Origin of the sequence: Castellaniella denitrificans, from assembly GCF_027214045.1 — a bacterium.
Lineage (GTDB): Bacteria > Pseudomonadota > Gammaproteobacteria > Burkholderiales > Burkholderiaceae_B > Castellaniella > Castellaniella denitrificans_A.
This window is the reverse complement of sequence record NZ_JAPWHE010000001.1, coordinates 35,978-56,109: the sequence shown is the minus strand read 5'-3', so window position 1 is coordinate 56,109 and position 20,132 is coordinate 35,978. Positions and strand designations below refer to the sequence as shown.

At 67.0% G+C, this 20,132-nt stretch carries 22 protein-coding genes and 2 tRNA genes; 14 read left to right on the top strand and 10 right to left on the bottom strand.

Annotated elements, in window-relative coordinates; translation table 11 throughout:
- Positions 1 to 8: 8 nt before the first annotated feature.
- Positions 9 to 1,340: a M23 family metallopeptidase gene (locus tag O4H32_RS00305; protein ID WP_407932586.1), complete on the bottom strand. Its 1,332-nt coding sequence runs from the start codon at positions 1,338 to 1,340 to the stop codon at positions 9 to 11.
- Between the two features lie 202 nt (positions 1,341 to 1,542).
- Here O4H32_RS00305 and tyrS point away from each other — a divergent pair, with 202 nt between their 5' ends.
- The 7 genes from tyrS to O4H32_RS00270 all read left to right on the top strand — a co-directional run bounded on the left by tyrS (position 1,543) and on the right by O4H32_RS00270 (position 7,241).
- Positions 1,543 to 2,769: a tyrosine--tRNA ligase gene (tyrS, locus tag O4H32_RS00300; protein ID WP_269355636.1), complete on the top strand. Its 1,227-nt coding sequence runs from the start codon at positions 1,543 to 1,545 to the stop codon at positions 2,767 to 2,769.
- A 46-nt stretch (positions 2,770 to 2,815) separates the two neighbouring features.
- Positions 2,816 to 3,448 (top strand): YbhB/YbcL family Raf kinase inhibitor-like protein, encoded by a 633-nt coding sequence (locus tag O4H32_RS00295; protein WP_269355634.1) that lies wholly within the window; start codon positions 2,816 to 2,818, stop codon positions 3,446 to 3,448.
- 67 nt (positions 3,449 to 3,515) lie between these two features.
- On the top strand, positions 3,516 to 4,760 hold the full coding sequence (glyA, locus tag O4H32_RS00290) for a serine hydroxymethyltransferase (RefSeq protein WP_269355632.1): 1,245 nt from the start codon (positions 3,516 to 3,518) through the stop codon (positions 4,758 to 4,760).
- A gap of 39 nt (positions 4,761 to 4,799) precedes the next feature.
- Positions 4,800 to 5,273, top strand: a complete 474-nt coding sequence (gene nrdR, locus O4H32_RS00285) for a transcriptional regulator NrdR (RefSeq protein ID WP_269355629.1) — start codon at positions 4,800 to 4,802, stop codon at positions 5,271 to 5,273.
- Positions 5,260 to 6,420, top strand: a complete 1,161-nt coding sequence (gene ribD, locus O4H32_RS00280; protein WP_269355628.1) for a bifunctional diaminohydroxyphosphoribosylaminopyrimidine deaminase/5-amino-6-(5-phosphoribosylamino)uracil reductase RibD — start codon at positions 5,260 to 5,262, stop codon at positions 6,418 to 6,420. The genes nrdR and ribD overlap by 14 nt, the downstream gene beginning before the upstream one ends.
- A 4-nt stretch (positions 6,421 to 6,424) precedes the next feature.
- On the top strand, positions 6,425 to 7,072 hold the full coding sequence (locus tag O4H32_RS00275) for a riboflavin synthase (RefSeq protein WP_269355626.1): 648 nt from the start codon (positions 6,425 to 6,427) through the stop codon (positions 7,070 to 7,072).
- 78 nt (positions 7,073 to 7,150) lie between these two features.
- Positions 7,151 to 7,241, top strand: a tRNA-Ser gene (locus O4H32_RS00270).
- Positions 7,242 to 7,336: 95 nt separating this feature from the next.
- Here the strand turns inward: O4H32_RS00270 and O4H32_RS00265 are convergent.
- From O4H32_RS00265 to gloB, 4 genes are all read right to left on the bottom strand, one after another.
- Positions 7,337 to 7,822: a DUF4262 domain-containing protein gene (locus O4H32_RS00265; protein ID WP_269355624.1), complete on the bottom strand. Its 486-nt coding sequence runs from the start codon at positions 7,820 to 7,822 to the stop codon at positions 7,337 to 7,339.
- Positions 7,823 to 7,860: 38 nt separating this feature from the next.
- On the bottom strand, positions 7,861 to 8,643 hold the full coding sequence (gene fabI / locus O4H32_RS00260; protein WP_269355623.1) for an enoyl-ACP reductase FabI: 783 nt from the start codon (positions 8,641 to 8,643) through the stop codon (positions 7,861 to 7,863).
- An 18-nt stretch (positions 8,644 to 8,661) separates the two neighbouring features.
- On the bottom strand, positions 8,662 to 10,065 hold the full coding sequence (locus tag O4H32_RS00255) for a transglycosylase SLT domain-containing protein (protein WP_269355622.1): 1,404 nt from the start codon (positions 10,063 to 10,065) through the stop codon (positions 8,662 to 8,664).
- Between the two features lie 114 nt (positions 10,066 to 10,179).
- Positions 10,180 to 10,980, bottom strand: coding sequence for a hydroxyacylglutathione hydrolase (gene gloB, locus O4H32_RS00250; RefSeq protein WP_269355620.1), 801 nt, complete (start codon positions 10,978 to 10,980; stop codon positions 10,180 to 10,182).
- Positions 10,981 to 10,995: 15 nt separating this feature from the next.
- Between gloB and O4H32_RS00245 the strand changes: the two genes are divergently transcribed.
- The 4 genes from O4H32_RS00245 (at position 10,996) to O4H32_RS00230 (ending at position 13,177) form a co-directional block, all read left to right on the top strand.
- Positions 10,996 to 11,766, top strand: coding sequence for a class I SAM-dependent methyltransferase (locus O4H32_RS00245; protein ID WP_407932585.1), 771 nt, complete (start codon positions 10,996 to 10,998; stop codon positions 11,764 to 11,766).
- A complete protein-coding gene (gene rnhA, locus O4H32_RS00240) occupies positions 11,759 to 12,214 on the top strand; it encodes a ribonuclease HI (RefSeq protein ID WP_269355616.1) in 456 nt (151 codons plus the stop codon). Before O4H32_RS00245 ends, rnhA begins: the two co-directional genes overlap by 8 nt.
- Positions 12,215 to 12,263: 49 nt before the next feature.
- A complete protein-coding gene (gene dnaQ, locus O4H32_RS00235; protein ID WP_269355614.1) occupies positions 12,264 to 13,007 on the top strand; it encodes a DNA polymerase III subunit epsilon in 744 nt (247 codons plus the stop codon).
- A gap of 95 nt (positions 13,008 to 13,102) precedes the next feature.
- A tRNA-Val gene (locus O4H32_RS00230) sits at positions 13,103 to 13,177 on the top strand.
- 97 nt (positions 13,178 to 13,274) lie between these two features.
- Here O4H32_RS00230 and O4H32_RS00225 read toward each other — a convergent pair.
- Genes O4H32_RS00225 through O4H32_RS00210 form a run of 4 tightly spaced genes read right to left on the bottom strand, consistent with a single transcriptional unit; the run spans position 13,275 to position 17,343 of the window.
- Positions 13,275 to 14,111: an Lnb N-terminal periplasmic domain-containing protein gene (locus O4H32_RS00225; RefSeq protein ID WP_269355613.1), complete on the bottom strand. Its 837-nt coding sequence runs from the start codon at positions 14,109 to 14,111 to the stop codon at positions 13,275 to 13,277.
- A 24-nt stretch (positions 14,112 to 14,135) separates the two neighbouring features.
- On the bottom strand, positions 14,136 to 15,164 hold the full coding sequence (gene ttcA / locus O4H32_RS00220; RefSeq protein WP_269355611.1) for a tRNA 2-thiocytidine(32) synthetase TtcA: 1,029 nt from the start codon (positions 15,162 to 15,164) through the stop codon (positions 14,136 to 14,138).
- A 20-nt stretch (positions 15,165 to 15,184) separates the two neighbouring features.
- Positions 15,185 to 15,541 carry a dihydroneopterin aldolase gene (locus tag O4H32_RS00215; protein WP_269355609.1) on the bottom strand — a complete coding sequence of 119 codons (357 nt, stop codon included), beginning with the start codon at positions 15,539 to 15,541 and terminating at the stop codon, positions 15,185 to 15,187.
- Complete coding sequence (locus tag O4H32_RS00210; RefSeq protein WP_269355607.1) at positions 15,538 to 17,343, bottom strand: M61 family metallopeptidase; 1,806 nt, start codon at positions 17,341 to 17,343, stop codon at positions 15,538 to 15,540. The genes O4H32_RS00215 and O4H32_RS00210 overlap by 4 nt, the downstream gene beginning before the upstream one ends.
- Positions 17,344 to 17,368: 25 nt before the next feature.
- On the opposite strand from O4H32_RS00210, the gene O4H32_RS00205 reads away from it, so the two are divergent.
- The 3 genes from O4H32_RS00205 (at position 17,369) to O4H32_RS00195 (ending at position 19,216) form a co-directional block, all read left to right on the top strand.
- A complete protein-coding gene (locus O4H32_RS00205) occupies positions 17,369 to 18,145 on the top strand; it encodes an enoyl-CoA hydratase (RefSeq protein ID WP_269355605.1) in 777 nt (258 codons plus the stop codon).
- 145 nt (positions 18,146 to 18,290) lie between these two features.
- Positions 18,291 to 18,512 (top strand): hypothetical protein, encoded by a 222-nt coding sequence (locus tag O4H32_RS00200; RefSeq protein WP_269355604.1) that lies wholly within the window; start codon positions 18,291 to 18,293, stop codon positions 18,510 to 18,512.
- Positions 18,509 to 19,216: a cellulose synthase operon protein YhjQ/BcsQ gene (locus O4H32_RS00195; protein ID WP_269355602.1), complete on the top strand. Its 708-nt coding sequence runs from the start codon at positions 18,509 to 18,511 to the stop codon at positions 19,214 to 19,216. The genes O4H32_RS00200 and O4H32_RS00195 overlap by 4 nt, the downstream gene beginning before the upstream one ends.
- A gap of 2 nt (positions 19,217 to 19,218) precedes the next feature.
- Here the strand turns inward: O4H32_RS00195 and O4H32_RS00190 are convergent, their stop codons facing one another.
- Positions 19,219 to 20,046 carry a response regulator transcription factor gene (locus tag O4H32_RS00190; RefSeq protein ID WP_269355600.1) on the bottom strand — a complete coding sequence of 276 codons (828 nt, stop codon included), beginning with the start codon at positions 20,044 to 20,046 and terminating at the stop codon, positions 19,219 to 19,221.
- Positions 20,047 to 20,132 lie beyond the last annotated feature (86 nt).

Here is a 20,132-nt window from a genome sequence, read left to right as displayed (position 1 = left end):
GAGACGGCTTATTCCAGGGCGACCTGGATGCGGCTGTCCTGCAGCCGCGCCATCAGCTGGATCTGGGGCTGGTAACTGGCCACCACGGTCTTGAAAGCCTTGCGGTCCGCCGCGTTCAGTGTGCGTGCCACCGGCAGGTCGACCGCCAGCGGATCGACAGGGCGCTTGTCGATGCGGAATTCGTAATGCAGGTGCGGCCCGGTCGCCCATCCGGTCGATCCCACGTAGCCGATCAATTGACCTTGCCGGACCTGGTCGCCCTTTTTAAGACCCTTGGCGAACCGGCTCTGGTGAGCGTACAACGTGGAATATTTGCCGAAGTTCTTCAGGATGATGACGTTGCCGTAGCCGTTCTGACGGCCGATGAATTCCACCGTGCCGTCGGCCGTGGCGTGGATCGGTGTGCCGGAAGGAGCGGCGTAGTCCACGCCCTTGTGGCCGACCCATTTATTGTGGATCGGGTGCATGCGCATGCCGAAGCCCGAGCTGATGCGGGTGAACTTGATCGCGGTGCGCAGGAAGGCGCCCTTCAGGCTGGCGCCGGAGAAATCATAGTAGCCGCCCGGTTTCTGGCCGCTCTGGAACCAGACGGCGCTGTAGGTCTTGCCCCGGTTGATGAATTCCAGGGCGCGGATGTGGCCGGTGCCGACTTCCTCGCCATCGTGCATGTAGGCGTCGTAGACGATGCGGAAGCGGTCGCCCTTGCGCAGGTCCTTCAGGAAGTCGATGCGGCTGCCCAGGATGTCCACCATTTCCATGGTGACGGCGTCGGGGATCCGCGCCTGGTCGGCGGCGCCGAAAAGGGAACTGGAGATTTCGCCTTCGGCGATGCGGGTTTCGCGCACGGCGGCGATGGTGCGTTCCCGGGCAGTGAATCCCCCGTCCGCGGGCCGGACCTCGAGCCAGGCGGAATCGACCCCGGACTTCACGGTGGTGCCGGGCGTGTGGGCGTAGCGCAGCCACACCATGCGCCCCTGGTCGTCCAGGGCGGCCTGCACGGTGCGGCCCGGGTAGAGCTTGTAGATCGATCGCGCGCGTTCGTCGTGCGTCAGGAAGGCGAGCAGGCCGTCCTCGTTGACCCCGAGGCGATTCAGCAAGTCGGACACTGTGTCGCCGCGGCGGATGCGGGTCGAGGCGATGTAGGGCGCGGCTTTCTGGTCAGACCGGGCGTTCAGGGGCGGCAGGTCGAGCGTCTGGCGGGCCTGGAAGGCGGGTTCCGGCGGGGCGGAAGGCTGGACGACGGCCAATGCGGCCGCGGTCAGGAACAGGCCGCCGGCGGCGAACAACAGACTGCGGGTGATGTGTCGGCGGCGTTGCGGCGGGTGGGCCTCTGGCATCATGGGCGGAGACGATAGGGTGGGTTCAGGCTGCGCGGGTCCTGGGCGGGACGGGGGTTCTGCTAACATGAGCAATCCCCGTCGCCCGGCGGGGCGTCGAATGTGTTGTACAGAAGCTGCGGTGGCACGTTATGCTAGCGCATACTTGCTGTTTTTTCGAGCGGTTTTTCATTTTTCTGATCATTTTCTGATAAAAGCGTATACCATGCCGTCCCCCTCCGACCCCGTCGACCCCCGGATCGCCGAAGATCTGCGCGTGGCCCAGCGGGGTTGCGACGAACTGCTCGTCGTTTCCGAATTCGCCGCCAAGCTCGCGCGCAGCCGCGCCACCGGCACGCCCCTGCGCATCAAACTCGGCCTGGACCCCACGGCGCCCGACATCCACCTGGGCCATACGGTGGTGCTGAACAAAATGCGCCAGCTCCAGGATCTCGGTCATACCGTGATCTTCCTGATCGGCGATTTCACCGCCCAGATCGGCGACCCCAGCGGCCGCAACGCCACCCGCCCGCCGCTCACGCCGGAACAGATCCGCGAAAACGCCAAGACCTACTATGCCCAGGCCAGCCTGGTGCTGGATCCCGATCGCACCGAAATCCGCTACAACGCCGAGTGGTGCGATCCGCTGGGTACACGGGGCCTGATCCAGCTGGCGTCTCGCTATACCGTGGCCCGCATGATGGAGCGCGACGATTTCACCCGCCGCTTCAAGGGCGGCGTGCCGATTTCCGTGCACGAATTCCTGTACCCGCTGCTGCAGGGCTACGACTCCGTCGCCCTGAAGGCCGACCTCGAACTCGGCGGCACCGACCAGAAATTCAATCTGCTGGTGGGCCGCGAACTGCAGAAGGAATACGGCCAGGAACCCCAGTGCGTCCTGACGATGCCGCTGCTCGAAGGCACCGACGGGGTCGAAAAGATGTCCAAGTCCAAGGGCAACTACATCGGCATCACCGAGGCGCCCGACTCCATGTTCGGCAAGCTGATGTCGATCTCCGACACGCTCATGTGGCGCTATTTCGAGCTGCTGTCCTTCCGCTCGCTGGAGGACATCGGCGCCCTGCAGGCGGAAATCACCGCCGGTCGCAATCCGCGCGACGCCAAGGTGCTGCTGGCCGGCGAGATCGTCGACCGTTTCCACGGTGCCGGGGCCGGCGCGCGCGCGCTGGAACAGTTCAACGCCCGGTTCCGCGACGGCGCGATTCCCGACGACATGCCCGCGGTCACCGCCGGGGCGGCGCCCATGGGCATCCTCAAGGTGTTGCGCGAATCGGGGCTGGCGGCTTCGGCGTCCGAGGCCCAGCGCAACATCGAACAGGGCGGCGTGCGCATCGATGGCGACCGTGTCGAGGACAAATCCCTGCTGTTGCCGGCGGGCACCTATGTGATGCAGGTCGGCAAGCGCAAGTTCGCCCGGGTCACCCTGACCTGAGCCGGGAGCCCGCCGTCAGGCCGGGCTCCAACCCACGGAGGATCCCATGAAACTGCACAGCGAATCCTTTCCCGACCAGGGGGTCATTCCCGAACGCAACGCTTTCGCGCGGGTCGATCCGCAAACCCGGGTCGCCCTGGCCGGCAACCGCAATCCCCAGCTGGCCTGGGCGGACGTGCCCGAGGGGACGCGGTCCTTCGCGGTCCTTTGCGTCGATCCGGACGTGCCGACGCGGCCCGACGACGTCAACCAGGAAGGCCGCGAAGTCCCGGCCGATCTGCCGCGCACCGATTTCTTTCATTGGGTGCTGGTGGACGTGGCGCCCGATGCGCGCGCCATCGCCGAAGGCGACTATTCCAACGGCATCACCCCGCGCGGCAAGGCCGGCCCCTTGGCGCTGGACGGCACGCGCCAGGGGCTGAACGACTACACAGGCTGGTTCGCCGCCGACCGCGACATGAATGGCGACTACTTCGGCTACGACGGCCCCTGCCCGCCCTGGAACGACGCACGCGTGCATCGCTACATCTTCACGGTCTACGCGCTGGACGTGGCCGAGCTGGGTGTGTCCGGCCGCTTCACCGGCGCGCAGGCCCTGGAAGCCATGCGGGGGCACGTCCTGGCCCAGGCGTCCCTGACCGGCACCTATACCCTGAATCCCCGACTGCACGCCCTGTAGTCGCCCGGGGTTCGCGCTAGAATGACCCGATTTCCCCGACCTCTCTGCCATTCAGGACCACTACCCCATGTTTGACCGTTCCCGCACCCTCGATCAGGCCGACCCGGATATCTGGGCCGCCATCCAGCAGGAAAATACCCGCCAGGAACAGCACATCGAGCTGATCGCCTCGGAAAACTACGCCAGCCCCGCCGTCATGCAGGCCCAGGGCACGCAGTTGACCAACAAGTACGCCGAAGGCTATCCCGGCAAGCGCTATTACGGCGGCTGCGAATACGTGGACGTGGTCGAACAGCTGGCCATCGACCGCCTGAAGGCGATCTTCGGGGCGGAAGCGGCCAACGTGCAGCCGAACTCCGGCTCCCAGGCCAACCAGGGCGTGTACATGGCGGTGCTCAAGCCGGGCGACACCGTGCTGGGCATGAGCCTGGCCGAAGGCGGCCACCTGACGCACGGCTCGCCGGTGAACGCCTCTGGCAAGCTCTACAACTTCCATTCCTATGGCCTGGACGCCAACGAGGTCCTGGACTACGACAAACTGGAAGAACTCGCGCGCACCCACAAGCCCAAGCTGATCGTCGGCGGGGCCTCGGCCTATGCGCTGCGCATCGACTTCGAGCGCATGGCGCGCATCGCCCACGACAACGGCGCCCTGTTCATGGTGGACATCGCCCACTATGCGGGCCTGGTGGCGGGCGGCGTCTACCCCAACCCCGTGCCGCACGCCGATTTCGTCACCTCGACCACGCACAAGTCGCTGCGCGGCCCGCGCGGCGGCGTGATCATGATGAAGGCCGAATTCGAGAAGGCCGTCAATTCCGCCATTTTCCCCGGCATCCAGGGCGGCCCGCTGATGCACGTCATCGCCGCCAAGGCCGTGGCTTTCGGCGAGGCCCTGCAGCCTGAATTCAAGGCCTATGCCGCCCAGGTGGCGGCCAATGCCCGCGTGCTGGCCGACACCCTGGTCAAGCGCGGCCTGCGCATCGTGTCGGGGCGCACCGAAAGTCATGTGATGCTGGTGGACCTGCGCGCCAAGGGCATCACCGGCAAGGCAGCCGAGGCCGTCCTGGGCGATGCGCACATCACGGTCAACAAGAACGCCATTCCGAACGATCCGGAAAAGCCCTTCGTGACCAGCGGCATCCGTCTGGGCACCCCGGCCATGACCACGCGCGGCTTCAAGGAAGCCGAGGCCGAACTCACCGGCAACCTGATCGCCGACGTGCTCGACAATCCCAACGATGCCGACAACATCGCCCGGGTGCGCGCGCGGGTCAACGAGCTGACCGCGCGCCTGCCGGTCTACCGCTAATCCAACCGGAACGGGCGCCCGAGGGCGCCCGCAGCGCAGATGAAGTGTCCGTTCTGCAGTTGTGCCGATACACAGGTCGTGGATTCCCGGGTCTCCGAGGAAGGCGACACGATCCGTCGCCGTCGCCGATGCACGGCCTGCGACCGCCGCTTCACGACTTACGAACGGGTCGACCTGATGATGCCTTCCATCGTCAAGCGCAACGGAACCCGGGTGGACTTCGATCCGGCCAAGCTGCATGGCAGCATGGCGCTGGCGCTGCGCAAGCGCCCGGTCAGCGCCACGGCGCTGGATGCCGCCGTGGCGCGCATCCAGGAGCGCCTGATGACGAGCGGCCGACGCGAAGTACCGTCCGATCACGTCGGCGAGCTGGTCATGTCCGAACTGCGCCAACTCGACCCCGTGGCCTATGTGCGTTTCGCCTCGGTCTACCGCAGCTTCGAGGATCTGCGCGAATTCGTCCAGGCTATCGACGAATTCCGCCGCGCGGACGATGCCGATGACCCGGCCTGAAATCCCGTTTTCCACCGAGGACCACCGTTGGATGCGGCGCGCCCTGGCGGTGGCCGATCAGGCCCTGTTCGTCAGCAGCCCGAACCCCCGCGTCGGTTGCGTGCTGGTGCGCGACGGCCGCTGGCTGGCCGAAGGCAGCACCCAGCGGGCGGGCGGGCGCCACGCCGAAGCCCAGGCCCTGCACGAGGCCGCGCTCGAGGGCGTGGATGTGCGCGGCGCTACGGCCTACGTCACGCTGGAACCCTGCAGTCATACGGGCCGCACGCCGCCGTGCGCCGATGCGCTGATCGCGGCCGGCGTCGCGCGGGTCGTGGTCGCGCTGCGGGACCCCAACCCCAAAGTGGCCGGCACCGGGATCGGGCGGCTGCGGGCAGCAGGCATCCAGGTCGACGTCGGCTTGTTCGCCGATGACGCCCTGGCGCAGAATCCCGGTTTTTGCGCGCGGATGACGCGGGGCACGCCCTGGCTGTGGCTGAAGTCGGCCTCTTCTTTCGACGGCCGTACGGCGCTGCCGGACGGCCGCTCGCAGTGGATCACGGGTGACGCCGCGCGCGACGACGGACATCGCTGGCGGGCGAGATCCTGCATGGTGCTGACCGGCATCGGCACGGTCCTGGCCGATGATCCCATGCTGGACGTGCGCGCGATCGAGACGCCTCGTCAGCCGATCCGTGCCGTGCTGGACACCCAGTTCGTGCTGGGCGAGCAGGCCCGGGTCATCAACGGCGATCCGGTCTGGATCTTCACCGCGCGGCCCGACGCCGGCAAGGCCGCCCGCTTGGCGGCCCGCAATGTGCGCGTCATCGCACTGCCCGCGGATGCGCACGGCGGCCTGTCCCTGGAGGCGCTGATGCGCTGGCTGGGCGAGCACGAGATCAACGAGGTGCATGTCGAGGCCGGTGCGCGGCTGCAGGGCGCGCTGGTGCAGGCCGGCCTGGTCGATGAATGGGTGGCTTACCTCGCGCCTTGCCTTTTGGGCGAAGGGCAGGGCCTGGCGGCGCTGCCATCGCCGATCACGGGCCTGGACCAGGCCTATCGGTACGAATTCCTGGACGTCATGCAATTGGGCCGGGACATGCGGCTACGGCTGCGCGAGCCGGCGCGCTGGCGCGCGCTGGTCGGGGCTTGTGGTTTGAAAACAGGGTAAATCCATGTTCACTGGTATCGTCGCGGCCGTGGGCCGCATCACCGAGGTCCGTCCCCTGGGAGACGGCGAGGCTGCGGGTGTACGCCTGCGCATCCAGGCCGGCGGCCTGCCGCTGGCGGCCACCCGCCTGGGCGATTCGATCGCCATCCAGGGGGCCTGCATGACGGCCGTCGCCCTGCATGGGGATTCGTTCGAGGTCGATGTGTCGCGCGAAAGCCTGGACCGCACCTGTGGCCTGGACCGGCCCGGCGAGGTCAACCTGGAACACGCCCTGCGGCTGGGCGACAGCCTGGACGGGCATCTGGTGTCCGGCCACGTCGACGGCGTGGGCCGCGTGACCCGTTTCGACGCCGTGGAGGAGTCGACCGAACTGCGCGTCATCGTCCCCGCCCATCTGTCGAAATACCTGGCCTACAAGGGGTCGGTCACGGTCAATGGCGTCAGTCTGACGGTCAACCGGGTGGATGACCAGGAAGAGGGCACGGAAATCTCCATCAATCTGATCCCGCACACGGTACAGGTCACGACCCTGCGCAACCTGGCGGTCGGCAGTCCGGTGAACCTGGAAATCGATCTGATCGCGCGCTACGTCGAGCGCATGGTGGGTGGCATGGGGACGGCGGCGCCCGCCGCAGGCACAGGCATTGTCTGATCGCCAGGCGCTGACGGATTCGACATTATTCTGTTAGAATAGCGGACTTCGTCTGTCGCCATGGCGATCAGACGTACAGGACAGGTGGCCGAGTGGTTGAAGGCGCACGCCTGGAAAGCGTGTATACGTGAATAGCGTATCGGGGGTTCGAATCCCCCCTTGTCCGCCAATGATTTCAAGCCCTTGATCGCATCGCCGCGCTCAAGGGCTTTTGCTTTCCGGGAGATTGCGCAGGCACCGGATTTGCCGGCCTGCCGTCGCTGTTCAGGACCGGGGCGCGATATCCCGCAGCATCTGTTGCGGGCATCCCGCCTGGTCATAGGCCGGGTCGTCGGGGAACCGTCCGGCGCCATCGGCCCAGAGGATCTGCAGCACCCCGATCGAGTCGCCGAAACGGCTGCTGGCCTGCGCAACCCGCTGTTTGATCACGAAAGGGGTCGAGACGTCGCGCAATCGCACCGGGATGCGGACGGCAGGGCCGGGCTGTTGTCCGTCGGCCAGCCCGCCGGTCCGGCGGCCGTAGGCGACGACATCGGCGATCACATCCATGGCCAGGGCGTGGTCCAGCGTGCCGGTCACGATCAGTTCGGCTTGTCCGGACCGGGCCAGGCCGATGGTGTGCAGAAACCAGGCGGCCGGATCCATGTCTTCGTCGGCCACGACCAGATGGGTGTAGTCGTGCCACTTCAGCTTGTCTTCCAGAAAGCCATGCAGCTTGTCGCGGTTCCTGTCCTGTTCCGATCGGGCCACGTGGGTCTGTCCTGTCCGGTTGCTGGCGGATGAAATGATCAGTCCATGCCCGGCACAGTGTTCGAGAACCCGCAGTCCACGTGCAGGATTTCGCCGGTGACGCCGCTGGCCAGGTCCGACAGCAGGAAGGACGCCGCCTTGCCGACGTCCTCGATGGTGACATTGCGGCCCAGCGGGGACTGGGACTCTACGTACTTCAGCATGTTGGAGAAGTCGCGGATGCCGCTGGCCGCCAGGGTCTTGATCGGACCGGCGGAAATGCCGTTGGCGCGCAGGCCCTTGCGGCCCATGGAGCGGGCCAGGTAGCGCACGCTGGCCTCCAGGGAGGCCTTGGCCAGGCCCATCATGTTGTAGTTGGGGATGGCCTTTTCCGCGCCCAGGTAGCTCAGGGTCAGGACCGAGCCGTTGCGGCCTTCCAGCATGGGCAGCGCGGCCTTGGCCAGGGCGGGGAAACTGTAGGCGGAAATGTCGTGGGCGATACGGAAGTTCTCGCGCGTCATGCCGTCCAGGAAGTCGCCTTCCAGGGCGTCGCGCGGGGCGAAACCGATTGAATGGACCAGGCCGTCCAGGCCGTCCCAGCGTTCGCGCAGCGTGGCGAAGGTGGTTTCGATCTGATTGTCGTCGGAAACGTCGCAGGGAATGACGATGTCGCTGCCCAGTTCCTCCGCGAAGCCGCGCACTCGGCCCTCGAAGCGTTCGCCGACGTAGGTGAAGGCCAGTTCGGCGCCTTGGGCGCGACAGGCGTGCGCGATGCCGTAGGCGATCGAGCGGTTGGAAATGACGCCTGTGATCAGGATGCGTTTGCCGTTGAGAATACCCATGATGTGTCCTATGAAAATTTATCCTTGTGCATCCGCGCCTGGCACGCGCAGGCGCTGGCCTGTGGACAAGGAGGAGCCTTTCAGGTTGTTGAGTTTGCGCAGGGCGTCTACCGAGGTGTTGTAGCGCCGTGCCAGCGAATACAAGGTGTCGCCCCGGCGGGTCGTGTGGGTGCGGATGACGGGCTTGGGCCGCAAGTCGGTGGCGTGTGGCCGGTTGACGATGCGGATCGAGCTGCCGGTTCGTCCGGCCGCGGCGGCCTGGGGCGCCGAATCGGCGGCGGGCGCCGGGTAGGAAGCCAGCATGAGGCCGCCGGCCGGGGATTCCCGTGCCGGGATCAGCAGTGTGGCGACGGTGGCGCGGGTCTGCTTCGCGCTCAGTTTGTTGGCCTGACGCAGCTGGTCCAGGGTGATGCCGTGCGCCTTGGCGATGCTGGCCAGGGCCTGGCCCTTTTTGGGGTGGACGACCTGCCAGGACGACAGGCGGCCCGTGTAGGATTCGAGGTTTTCGTTGAAGACGCCGACCTTGTCCAGCGGCAGGTGCAGGGCCGGATTGTGGGCGGCCAGGATGACGGGCCGGTTGTAAGAGGGGTTCAGCGCCTGGAAGTCCTCGAGCGGCATTTCAGCCAGGGCCGCGGCCACGGCGACGTCCATGTCGCGTGTTTTGTGCACCGTGGTGAAATACGGGGCATTGCTGACGTTGGGCAAGGTGATGCCGAATTTGTCCGGGCGGGCGATGATGTTCTTGATGGCCTGGAGCTTGGGCACGTAGTTGCGGGTTTCGTCGGGCATGTCCAGGGCGGTGTACCCGGTGGGCTTGCCGGCGTCGGCGGCCTTGTCCATGGCGCGCTTCACGGCGCCCTCGCCCCAGTTGTACGAGGCCAGCGCCAGGTACCAGTCGCCCTGGAAATCGTAGAGATAGCTCAGGTAGTCCAGCGCCGCCTGGGTGGATGCCACCGGGTCGCGCCGTTGATCGCGCCACCAGTCTTGTGTCAGCTTGTAGTGCTGTCCGGTGCTGGGGATGAACTGCCACAGGCCGGACGCCTGGGACCGGGACAGGGCATTGGGGTTGTAGGCGGATTCGACGAAGGGCAGCAGGGCCAGTTCGGTGGGCAGGCCGCGACGGTTCAGTTCATCGACGATGTAGTACAGGTACTTGCCGGCCCGCTGGCTCATGAGCAGCACCGATTGCGGGTGCGAAGCGTAATAATCGGTCCAGTAGTCGACCCGTTCGTTGCGCAGGTTGGGAATGGCGAAGCCGCGCCGTATGCGGTCCCACATGTCGCGGGGCGGGTGGGTCAGGTCGACGGTGCGAGAGGTGTCTTCCGCCACATAGGCCTGGCGCTGGTCGGCCGTCTGGTGGCGGGTGGCACAGCCGGCCAGCACCACCAGGATCAGCGGCAGGAGAAGTCGCAGGATTTTCATGGGTGGATATCGGGGGAATTTCAGGGCGCGAATTTCCCGATTTTACCCAAGGAATCACATGATTGTGCAAAGGACTTCAGAAATGGCCGGAATCTCCGGGGCCGGACCGGCGCCCTACCTGAAGTCGTTTTTCCATTGGCGCAGGCCGGCGAAGACCGCCTCGGGCGTGTCCAGGGCGGTCCGGGCGTGCCGCGCGACCGCGGCGCGGATGTCGGCCCGGCCGGTGCGCAGGAACGGGTTGGTTTCCAGCTCCAGGCCGATCGAGGACGGCACGGTGGGCAGATCCCGGGTCCGCAGCCGCGCCACTTCCCGGGCGCGTTCCCTCAGGGCGGCGTTGTCGGGTTCGACCTCCAGGGCCCAGCGGATGTTGGATGCCGTGTATTCGTGCGCGCAACACACCAGGGTGTCCGGCGGCAGCCGGGCGAGCTTGCCCAGGGAATCGAGCATCTGGGCGGGCGTGCCCTCGAACAGGCGTCCACAGCCTGCGGCGAACAGGGTGTCCCCGCAGAAGACCGCCAGCCGGCCGGGGTCCATCGGCCCGGCGTAGGCGATGTGACCCGCCGTATGTCCCGGGATGTCCAGCACCTGGAACCGCAGTCCCGTGCCGGGCAGGTCCACGTCGTCGCCTTCGGAAAGGGGCACGTCGCAAGCCGGGATGTTTTCGTGGCGCGGCCCGTAGACGCGCGCCCCGGTTCGCTGTTGTAATGCACGCACCCCGCCGACGTGGTCGCCGTGATGGTGCGTGATCAGGATGGCTTCCAGGACGGTCCCGCCGCGCAGCCGAGCCTCCACGGGGCCGGGTTCTCCGGGGTCCACGACAAAGGCGTGACCGTTTTTCTGTACCATCCAGATGTAATTGTCCGAAAGGGCTGGAATGGGCGTCAGGACGGCCTGGGTGGGGACGGACGGGTTCATGTCGAGGGAGTCAGCGTGGCACCGCAGCGCGAAATGCCGATTGAATTGGCCGAATGGCTGGAAACCCCGGCGGGGCGGTATGTGCGCGCCTGGGAGCAGCGCCAGGTCGACGCCCTGGTCGGCAATGCGTTCGGTTATCATGCCATACAAATCGGGCTGCCGCACTGGAACCTGCTGCAGGCCAACCGCATTCCCTACAAGGCCTGGGCGCACAGTCCCAGCGCGCCGTTCGGCACGCGGGCCGGCCGCCTGGTCTGCGAACCCGAACAATTGCCCTTCGACACGCAGAGCATCGACCTGGTGGTGATGCCGCACACTCTGGAATGGTGCGCGGACCCGCATCAGGCCCTGCGCGAGGTCGAGCGCGTCCTGATGCCCGAAGGCCGGGTGGTGCTGACCGGTTTCAACCCTTATAGTCTGTGGGGCTTGCGGGAATCCCTGCCGGGCCTGGATCTGCGCCTGCCGGTGCCGGTGCCGTCCCAGGTCTCCCCGGCGCGCCTGAAGGACTGGTTCAAGCTTCTGTCATTCGAGCTGGACCGGGGGCGCTTCGGTTGCTACACACCTTTGTGCGCGACCCAGGCCTGGCTTCATCGCTGGCGCTTCATGGAGCACGCCGGCGATCGCTGGTGGCCGGCCGGCGGGGCCGTATACGCGATCGCGGCGGTCAAGCGGGTGTCGGGCATGCGCCTGGTCGGGCCGGCATGGCGCCAGCCACGGCGCCGCCGTGTGCGCCGTGGCGCCGTGGCGCCCGTCGCCAATCGAATCAACGAGGATATCAATGGCTGAACCCAGAGTGGATGCCTGGACAGACGGCGCCTGCAAGGGCAATCCCGGCCCGGGCGGGTGGGGCGTGCTGTTGCGCCAGGGGCCGCACGAAAAATCCCTGCACGGCGGTGAGCCGGAAACGACCAACAACCGGATGGAACTGATGGCCGTGATCCAGGCCCTGCGGGCGCTCAAAAGGCGCTGCGTGGTGACGGTCCATACCGATTCCGCCTACGTCCAGAAGGGCATGACCGAATGGTTGCCCAACTGGAAGCGCCGCGACTGGCGCACGGCGGACAGAAAGCCGGTGAAGAACGCCGACCTGTGGCGGACCCTGGACGAACTGGCCGCCGGGCATGAATTACACTGGCGGTGGGTCAAGGGCCACGCCGGCGACCCTGGCAACGAACGGGCGGATGCTCTGGCCAATCTCGGTGTCGAGGATCCGCAGGGCGTTCGCGCCGCCTGAATCCCGCCCCATGTTCATGGCCGTCCCCTGCGGGCCGGCAAGGAATCCCATGCGTCAAATCGTTCTGGATACGGAAACCACGGGCCTGGAGCCCGATCAGGGCCACCGGGTGGTGGAACTGGCCTGCGTCGAGATCCTCAACCGGCGGGTCACCGACCGCCACCTGCATCTGTATCTGAATCCGGACCGCGACAGCGATCCCGAGGCGCTGCGGGTTCACGGATTGACGACCGAATTCCTGTCCGGCCATCCCCGTTTTCCGGAAGTCGCCCACCAACTGGTGGATTTCGTGCGCGATGCCGAGGTCATCATTCATAACGCGGCCTTCGACGTGAAATTCCTGAACGCCGAACTGCGCCGCGCCAAGCTGCCGCCATTCACCGATCTGTGCGCGAGCGTCACCGATTCGCTGATGGTGGCCCGCGAAATGTTTCCCGGCAAGCGCAACAACCTGGACGCGCTGTGCGAACGGTTCGGCATTTCCAATGCCCACCGGACCCTGCATGGCGCCTTGCTGGACTCGGAGCTTCTGGGCGAGGTCTGGCTGGCCATGACGCGCGGCCAGGATTCCCTGCTGGTCGAGGCGCCCGATGACGCGTCGGACGGATCCGGCGCCGGCGCGACCGGGGCGCGGGGCCGGTTCGATGCCTCCGGCCTGCCGGTCATTCAGGTCGATGCCCGGGCGCTGCAGGCCCACGAGGCCTACCTGGACGGTCTGGACAAGGCCGCGGGCAAGCCTTGCCTGTGGCGCCGTATCGACCGCCCCGTCGAAGCGGACGAGCCGGCGGGCTGAAACCGGGTCTTGCGATGCGTGAAAAACATGTATAATTGCGGTCTTTCCAGTCGGCTGATCCCGCGCGCTTCGCGCGAATCCTGAACAGCCCGATTGGGCGGTTAGCTCAGTGGTAGAGCACTGCCTTCACACGGCAGGGGTCACTGGTTCGAACCCAGTACCGCCCACCATCCCCTCCTGTCATCCCCCCCGCTCCGGTTCTTGCCCGCGTGTTTCGTCGCGTACGGGGCGGTGCCCGCGCGTCCCGGCGGTCGCTCGGGATCGCGCTCATGACGGCTGCGCGTGCCCTTCCACCGGTTCCGGCGTGCGGATGCGCCGCGAGAATTCTTCCGCGGATCCTGCCTGGGCGGCGCGGCGCGTGATGTCGGCGCGGGCGCGCAGGGTGTCCAGCGGCAGGCTCGTGTCCAGGCCGCCATGGCTGTACAGGTATTCGGGCAGGTAGCCCGACAGGATCAGCCGGACGTCCAGGGGCAGGCCGGGGACCAGCGGACGGACCATATCGTAGACCAGGGTCGTGCAATTGGCCGTCACCGAATGGTAGAAGCGCGGTTCGTCCGCGAGCCGGTTGGCGCGCTCCACGTAGGACAGGAACAGGGCGCGTCGGGCCTGGGGCGGCATGTGGACCGGATACAGGAAGACCTGTTCGCCCCGGGGGCCGGCGCGCACGTGCAAGATGTCGCGCTCCTCGGCGGCCACGATGGCCAGTTCGAACTGCTTGAGGAAACCGCCCAGAGAGGAAAAGGCCTCGCCGCGCTCCCGTCGGATCTCGACGGAGAACACCAGGTGGCGTCCGTCCGTGAAGCCGAAGGACACCAGGGTATGCGCGATGGCCGGCCCCATCCAGTAGGACAGCGCCATGTCCACCGAGTCCAGTTCATCCAGGTCATAGGTGCCGTCGTGCCAGCGCGCGGTGTAATCCGTGTCGCTGCGCCAGTCGAAATCGCGGATGTCGCGCAGCGTGACGCGTGAGCCTCGCACGCTGCCGCGCAGGGTGCGGGAGACCTCGTCGGCCCATTCGCGGTCATTCGATGGCTTCAGGCTCAGCCACCAGATCGCCAGCGGGACGAAGAAGAGGGCGAGGGCGGCGAGCGTCCAGCGGACCATGGCGGCTTTTTTGTCGGCGTGCGGCTAGGGCGCCGCCGGCCCGCGCACGCGGGGCCGCGCGATGATCCGCTCCATGGAGCCGTCCGTGTCCGGGGCTTCGTCGTCCTCGTCCTCGGAGAAGGCGGGCAGCGGGAAGTCCTCCTCGTCGAAGGCGCGGTCGCCGTCGGCGTCGGCGTGTCCCGTGGGCCGCAGGCCGGTGAAGTCCATCAGCGACCGGTCCATCAGGTGCGAGGGCACCACGTGCGACAGGGCGCGGAACACATTCCAGGTGCGGTTCGTGAAATGGCGGTCCCATTCCTCCAGCATGCGGCCGACTTCCTTGCGCTTGAGGTTTTCCTGAGACCCGCACAGATTGCAAGGAATGATCGGGAATTCGCGCAGCTTGGCGTAGGCGATCAGGTCTTTCTCGCGCACGTAGGCCAATGGCCGGATGATCACGTGCTCGCCGTTGTCGGACACCAGCTTGGGTGGCATGGCCTTCATGCGCCCGCCGTAGAACAGGTTCAGGAAGAAGGTCGCCAGGATGTCGTTGCGATGATGGCCCAGGGCGATCTTGGTGGCGCCCAGTTCGCGGGCGACGCGGTACAGAATGCCGCGCCGCAGGCGCGAGCACAGGGAGCAGGTGGTTTTTCCTTCCGGGATCAGGCGCTTGACGACGGAGTAGGTGTCCTGGCTTTCGATGTGGAACGGGATGCCGCGCGCGCTCAGGTAGTCGGGCAGGACGTGTTCCGGGAATCCGGGCTGCTTCTGGTCCAGGTTGACGGCGACGATCTCGAAATCGATGGGCGCGCGCTGGCGCAAGGTGAGCAGGATGTCGAGCAGGCCGTAGGAATCCTTGCCGCCCGACAGGCAGACCATGACGCGGTCGCCGGCCTCGATCATGCCGTAGTCGCCGATGGCCTTGCCGGTCTCGCGCAGCAGGCGCTTGACGAGTTTGTTCTCGCTGACGCTGCGGCGCGGGGACGCGGCCGGGTCGGCGGGCGTCGTCCGGGCTGCCGGTGGCTGGTTCTGATCGGGGACGGTCGTGGGCGGCGCCGGAAAGGAGGTGTTCATGACGAGGGGCGAAGACGGGTTCAGCGGCGGCGCGACTGTTCGACGCAGACGGTGCAATCGTCGAAGGCCGCCGGTTTGCAGATGCGGATTTTAACGCCCAGCACGTCGGGGAAATCGCGCAGGATACGGTCCAGCGAACGGTCCACCAGGGTTTCCAGCAAATCGGTGTGGCCGCGGGTGGCTTCCTCGACCAGGGCGGCGCGCAGCAAGCGGTAGTCCAGCACCGAGCCGATGTCGGCATCGTCCACGGGGCGCGAGGCGTCGGTGTCGAATTCCGCCCGGATCGCCAGCGGCTGCGGGGCGCGACGCTCGTGATCCAGCATCCCGATCGGTGCCTGGACGCGCAGTTCGTCCAGGATCACGCGCCGGGTATTCATGTGCCCTCCGCAGCGTCGCGGGCCGGCACGGTGGGAGAGACCCGTTTCAACTGGTGGCGCAGGGCGGCGGGCTTGCCCAGCCGTACCGTGTATTGGCGCAGTTCGTCGCGCCGGAAGACGTGCAAGGCCAGTCGCTCGCCGGGGCGGCGCGCGTCCAGCAGGCGGTCCAGGCCGGCGGCGTCGGCGATGCGCAGGCCGTCGGCGGCGATCAGCAGGTCGCCGGCGGACAGGCCGGCGCGATGCGCGGGACCCTGCTCGTAGACGGTCGCCAGGCGCAGGCCCGCCGGGTCGGCCTGGGTGCGGACTTCCAGCGTGGGCCGCGTGTGCTCGGGCTGCGCGGACAACTCGATGCCGGCGCGGGCCAGGGCGGACTTCAGGGGCACGTCCTCGCGGCCGAGGGCGTGACGCGCGATGAAGTCCGTCACGTCGGCGCCGGTGGCGGCGCGGATCAGCGCGGGCATGTCGCCTTCGGCCACCCCCCGGGGCCGGCCCTGGTAGAAGTCGCGACCGTAGCGCCGCCACAGCGAACGCATGACGTCATCCAGGCTGTGCGTGTCGCCGGACTGCCGGCGGATCTCCAGATCCAGGCCCAATGCCACCAGCGCACCCTTGGTGTAATAGCTGACCAGGGCGTTGGGCGAGTTCTCGTCCTGCTTGTAGTAGCGCGTCCAGGCGTCGAAGGAGCTTTCCGCCACGGATTGCTTCAGGCGCCCCCCGGCGCGCATCACCTGGTCCAGCGTGCGGCCGACCAGTTTCAGGTAGGCGGGCTCGTCGATCACGCCCGCGCGCAGCAGCATCAGGTCGTCATAGTAGGACGTGAAGCCTTCGAACACCCATAGCAGTTCCGTATGGTTCGGACGGCTCAGATCGTAGGGGGCGAAGGCGGCGGGCTTGATGCGCTTGACGTTCCAGGTATGAAAGTATTCGTGGCTGAGCAGGCCCAGGAAAGTGACGTAGCCCTCGGGCGTCCCGCGGCCCTGCGCGGGCAGGTCGGCGCGGCGGGTGATGAGTGCGGTCGAGGCGCGGTGTTCCAGGCCGCCGTAACCATCGCCCGTGACCGTCACCAGGAACACGTAGCGCCCGGCGCTGTCCAGGAACGGCGCGCGTCGGGTGTCGGGCTCGAACAGTTCGATCTGGGCGGCGCAGATTTTCTGCGCATCGGCGGCGATGCGCTCCAGGTCCAGGCCGGGTATCCGGCCGGTGAACACCAGGTCGTGGACCGCGCCATGCGCCTCGAAACTGACGCACTGGGGCGTGCCGATCTCGACGGGGTGGTCGATCAGATCGTCGTAGTCGCGGGCCAGGTAGAGGCCGAATCCATGTGTGGGGGCCGCGTCAGGGTGGCCGGAGGCGGATGGCAGGCTGGTGTGGACCCGCCAGCCGCGCGCGTGGGCGGGCGGGCGCAGATCCAGCAGGCAGGGCTGTGTTTCCTGGCCGACCGCGGCCAGGAACAGGCTGCAGCCGTTGAAGAAGGCGTGGCTTTCGTCGAAATGCGCGCCGCGCACGGACAGGTCCCAGGCATAGACCTGGTAGTCCACGGTCAGCGGGCCGGCGCAGGTGTCGCAGTGCCAGGTGTGGCTGTCGGTCTTGCGTGTGGCGACCGGGGCGCCGTCCGAAGAAGCCTGCAAAGTTTCGATCTGTCGGGCAAAATCACGGATCAGGTAGCTGCCTGGAATCCAGGCGGGCAGACGCAGGTTCTGGCCGGCCGGATCGGGGCGAGGAATCGTCAGACGGATGGCGTAGCGGTGACCGGCCGGGTCGGCCAGCCGTACCTGGTATCGGATCATCTGTGCATTTTTCATGTCGGTAGTTTACTTTGGAGGCATCATGAGCGAATCGTTCGTCAAGGTCGAGGTCCGGGGCCGCGTCGGCCTGTTGACCCTGAACCGTCCCCAGGTCCTGAACGCCCTGAGCAACGAGGTCATCGATGAATTATCGGCCGCCGTGCGCGACTTCGAGGCCGACGACGGCATCGGCGCCATGGTGCTGACCGGCAGCCAGAAAGCGTTCGCCGCAGGGGCCGACATCGCCGCCATGTCGGACTGGTCCTACATGGATGTGTACAAGTCCGACTATCTGGGCGGCAACTGGGATGCGTTGCGCCGCGCCCGCAAGCCCATCATCGCGGCCGTGTCCGGCTACGCGCTGGGCGGGGGCTGCGAACTGGCCATGCTGTGCGATTTCATCATCGCCGCCGAGAACGCCAAGTTCGGCCAGCCGGAAATCAAGCTGGGCGTCATTCCCGGTTATGGCGGCACCCAGCGCCTGCCACGTGCGGTGGGCAAGGCCAAGGCCATGGACCTGGTGCTGACGGCCCGCATGATGGATGCCGCCGAGGCCGAACGCGCCGGGCTGGTGTCGCGCATCGTGCCGGTCGAGCGGTTGCTGGACGAGGCCCTCGAGGCCGCCGCGACGATCGCCTCGATGCCGCTGCCCGCTGTGATGATGGCCAAGGAATGTGTCAATCGCGCCTTCGAGACCCCGCTGAGCGAATCGTTGCTGTTCGAGCGGCGCAACTTCCACGCCCTTTTCTCCACCGAAGACCAGAAGGAAGGCATGCGCGCCTTCGTGGAAAAGCGCAAGCCGGACTTCAAGCACCGCTGAGCGCGCGGCCCGGCCATCCTGCGGATGGCCGGGCCTAGCCCGAATGGCCGATCGGTCATTCGGCCCTTACGGGTGTGCCGGAAAACCCTTATCGTCACCAGATACATAATGTCTCGAATGAGCTGATCCTTGTGACGAGGGAGCGATGGCCGAGATCCACCTGCCGCATGGCCGCGACGATGTCCCGGCCGCACCGCCGCCCCCGCATCCGGATGCGGGCCGGGCGATCGAGGTCGACCCTGCGGACCGCGAGGCGTTCCGCAAGGCCCTGGCCCATTGGCCGCTGCTGGCGGAAATCGACCGGTACCTGGCCTGGGGCAAGCGCGCGACGTCCGCTCGCGACGATGATCCGGACGCGCCGCGATGAATATTCTGACTGTGACGGGGGTGCGGGGCGGCGAAGGCGCCACGACGGTCGTGGGGATGCTGGGGGATGCCCTGCACGCGCTGGGACAGCGCGTGCTGCTGGTGGACCTGAATGCGTCGGACATGCTGCGCCTGCATTTCGATGTGGCCCACCGGGACGTGCACGGTTGGGTCGCCGCCGGGTTTCCGCTCGAATGGCGGCGCCAGGCCTTCGAGCTGGCGCCGGGCCTGATGCTGGTCCCGTTCGGGCGCGCGTCCATCGAGGATGCCGGGGGATCGCACCTCCTGCATGGCGATGATTTCTGGGTGCGCGCCCTGCCCGGCCTGAGCGGGGATTTCGACTGGGTGCTGTTCGACTGCCCTTCTTATCCTGGCCGGCAGGTGCCCGCTCTCCGGTTCCACAGCACGCTGGATGTGCTGGTCGCACACCCGGATGTCGCTGCCCATGTGCTGCTGGCGCAGATCGGGCTGGACGCGGCCAGCCATCTGCTGATCAACGAGTTCGAGCCCTCGCGGCCGTTGGCGCGGGATGTCGTGCTGGACTGGCGACTCCACTATGGAGCGCGTGTGCTGCCGCACAGCATATGCCGCGACGAGCGATTGCGCGAGGCCCTGGCATGCAAACAGCCGGTCACGCGCTATCGGCCGGATGCCGATGCCAGCCAGGCCGCGCGTTCCATCGCGCGATGGTGCCTGTCGGCCTAGCGTCAGGACATGTGTGCCGCCATGTCCGGATCGCGCCACCCCAGCGTGGCGCCGCGCGAGACGGCCGCATAGACCGCGGCGTTGCGGCTGTTGACGGACAGGCGCTGATAGAGCGCCTCGGCATGGGTCTTGGCGGTCGCCACCGAGATGTTCAGTTCCCGGCTGATTTTTTTCAGCGGATAGCCCTTGGCCAGCAGGACCAGCACTTCGTACTGGCGATGCGTCAGGTGCAGCATCACGGCTTCCCGGGAAACGAGTTCCGGCGTGAGGGCCTGGGCTCCGTCGAGCGTCGCGGGTATCGCGCGCGCGCCGTTGGTCGCGTGCAGGAGATTGTCGGGCGCGGGCCCGTCGGATTGCGCCGGGGGAGGGGAGCCTTGCTGATCGTACCAGCGTCGCTTCGGACTGCCGCAACCCTCCGGTGGCGGTGTGTCGGCCCGGCCCGTGTCGGGGAGCGGAAAGCATTTGCCGCCCGCCAGAACCAGCAGGACGGATGTCTTCAGCACTTCCTGGGAGGCGTGCTTGGAAATGTACCCGGCCAGGACGGGAGGCAGGTTGAGCAGGGAATAGGGCAGGGTCCGGGTTTCCGACAGCAGCAGGAGACGGCGCGGCGCGTAGTGCTCCTGTGCCGCGTTGACGAGCTCGGTCATCCGGTCATAGGCGTCGGGCACCGACAGCAGCATCAGGTCCGTCTCCGTGCGCGACGGTGCGCCGTGGAAGAGCTGCGCGTAATCGATGCCCGTGCTGGTGAGGGAGCAGTCGAGGGTGCGCAGCAGCGTCAGGAGGCCCATGCGCAGGAGCGCATTGGGTTCCACTACCATGATGGTCGCCATTGTGAGGTCCCCTTGCAAAGGTTCCGGATCGGTGCGCGGCGGCGAGTGCTTATTCTTGATGCTCGGACAAGGCTTGGCAATCTCTG